This window comes from Persicitalea sp., assembly GCF_041751555.1.
In the GTDB taxonomy this organism is placed as follows: Bacteria; Bacteroidota; Bacteroidia; order Cytophagales; family Spirosomataceae; genus Persicitalea.
The window spans coordinates 1-2,468 of record NZ_JBGSXF010000353.1; the positions used below are offsets into that span (position 1 = coordinate 1).

The 2,468-nt window shown below is 49.1% G+C and carries 3 protein-coding genes and 1 pseudogene; all 4 read right to left on the reverse strand.

What is annotated here, in order from left to right:
- Positions 1-824: hypothetical protein (locus ACEW8P_RS12790; protein WP_373513467.1), on the reverse strand; the 824-nt coding region annotated here is incomplete at its 3' end.
- Positions 825-830: 6 nt separating this feature from the next.
- Entirely contained in the window at positions 831-1,016 is a 186-nt protein-coding gene (locus ACEW8P_RS12795; protein ID WP_373513468.1) for a hypothetical protein, read from the reverse strand.
- A gap of 14 nt (positions 1,017-1,030) precedes the next feature.
- A pseudogene (locus ACEW8P_RS12800) lies at positions 1,031-1,486 on the reverse strand (RNA polymerase sigma factor); the annotation flags it as partial.
- Between the two features lie 319 nt (positions 1,487-1,805).
- Positions 1,806-2,468 (reverse strand): translation elongation factor Ts (gene tsf, locus ACEW8P_RS12805; protein ID WP_373513469.1); only part of this gene is annotated, 663 nt, incomplete at its 5' end.

Here is a 2,468-nt window from a genome sequence, read left to right on the forward strand (position 1 = left end):
TTAAAAATTTCCACTTTACGCGATTGAAAGAGCTGCAAAGGAATTACCGTTGTGGAATCGGCGCTTTGAATTGTGACCGAGACGTTGTCGATGCGAGTAATTGTTCCGCGTACATCGTCTAGTTTCACTACTTGTCCTTCCTTGTATTTGTTACGGCTATAAATCGATGAGATCATGTTGGCCAGTACGTCCCGTGAGGCGATACCGTAACCCAGCGCGAAGGCCGCGACGATTCCACCGAGAATCAGGTTGAAACTGGATTCCAGCAGAGCAGTTTCCAGCCCGATTTGCCCCAGTGCACTAATGAAAGTGATGATCAGGAAAAAGATAAAGACGATGTTTCCGATCAGTTTGGCCGAGGCAATATTGAACGATTTGCATAGGGCGGTCACGGCACTTTTGATGACATCGGCCAGCATAATCCCGACTTGCAACATGATGGCTGCCGCGACCAGACGCGGGATGAACTCGACAATGGAAGCCACCATGTTGGTGATGGCGTCGATGCCCAGCGTTTCGGTGGCCGCCGTCAGGAAAACCAGCAAAATGAAGTAATAAAGTACAGTTGCGACGATCTCACTAAGTTTGATCTCGGTTTTCAGCTGCTTGACGATACTGATTTCGTTCAATTTCTCTCCAATACGGTCGAAGCCCACGCGACTCAGCACTTTCTTAACCAGTGCCGCTACCGCCCGGGCTACCAAATAGCCCACCAGCAGTATGATGGCACAGCCAATTAGGCGCGGTACAAACCCCACGAATTGCTCGATGAGCGTGTTGAAGGTATTGATCAGAATTTCGGTGATATTAGGAAGGCGTTGCATGATGGACTAGGGTTGGGAGGGTTCTTCAATGTCCGATACGCACATTAGAGCGGTGCTGAATAGGCTGTCGGTAAATAATTCCACGATCTGCATGGTATCGCGAATGAAGTCAACCTCCGACACCAGGGCATTTTTCAAGTACGCGGGTACTTCAGCGTCGGATTCCATTTCTTTGAAGACATCGTTGCTCATGCCGTAATATCTTTTTATTTTAAATACTTGAACAGTTCCAGCAATTTGGCCCCCAGCAGGCCCAGGAAAATGGCTGTCTCCAGGTACTTGGTTCGCAACTTCTCACGGGAACGCAACAAGCGCATCTTGGTGGCGCTCTCAGTGATTTTGAATATGTCGGAGATTTCCCGAATGCTGAGTTCGTCCTGATACTTCATCATCAAAACGCTCTTTTCCTCCGTAGTCAGTCGCTCCATTGCGCGATTCAGTCGCTTGGCCTCCACGTCCGGTTCCTCAAACATCGTATTCAGATCCGTATCGTCGGGGACTTCCAGCTTTTCATCGTCATAGACTTCGGCCCGTTTTTTATTGATCCGCAACTGATCCATGCAATAGTTGTAGGTAATAGAGTACAACCAAGTGGAAAAACGGGCATTCTCCTGGTAGGAACCCAGCTTGAAAATCAGCTTAAGGAAAATATCGTGGGTGAAATCCTCCGCCTTTGCCTAGTCTTTCACGAACGATAGGCACTTACGGTACACTTTATTAGAGCACCGTTCGTACAACTCCTCAAAGTAGGGATTGCGCTGCGTGACAATAAACAGCCGCACAAGTTCCTCATCAGTTTGCAATTTTATCGAATTTGCTTGCGGGCTTAGGACTTCCATTGACGAGAAAGGTAACTATCGGAGGTATTTTTTCTGAAAATTAGATCAAGAATCGACCCGAAATAACAAAAAAAGCCCTGCATTGACGAGAATGCAGGGCTTTTTTCAAAAATAAACATCAAACGGTTGTAAAGTCAGGCTATCAAATACCGCCGATGGCTACTCGCTTGAAATCTTTCACCTCGAGTCCCTTTGCAGTCTTTTCCAGCAGTTGACGAATGGTCATAGATCCATCCTTTACAAAATCCTGGTTCAACAGCGTATTCTCACGATAGAACTTATTCAGGCGGCCCATCGCGATTTTCTCAAGCATCGCTTCGGGCTTGCCTTCGGCGCGGGCCTGGTCACGACCTACCTCGATTTCGCGCTCGATCGTTGCCGAGTCCACACCGTCCTTGTCCAGGGCGACGGGCTTCATGGCCGCGATTTGCATCGCCACATCTTTACCAAGTTCGGTCACGTCGGTGCCGTTCACCCCGGCAAAGGCGACGAGTACGCCCAGCTTGCCGTTGGAGTGAATGTATGAGACCACTTCCTCGGAAGTCATGCTTTCGTAAGCCACCACGTCGAGCTTCTCACCAAGCTTGCCCGTCAATTCCACGATGTTTTCCGACACGGGACGACCATCAGCCATCGTGGCGGCAAGCAACGCTTCCTTATCGGTAGCGTCCATCTCTACCGCCTTATCCAAAATGGATTGTGCCAGATTTTTAAAATCCTCCACGTTAGAAACGGGTTCGGTTTCGCAGGCAAGAGCCAGGATTTTGCCCGTCTTGCCGTCGTCACTAATGTGAACGAGTACCGC

What these genes read in the sequence shown, in the direction of transcription:
- ACEW8P_RS12795 (WP_373513468.1), bottom strand. Translation starts at nt 1,016, where the DNA reads ATGAGCAACGATGTCTTCAAAGAAATGGAATCCGACGCTGAAGTACCC.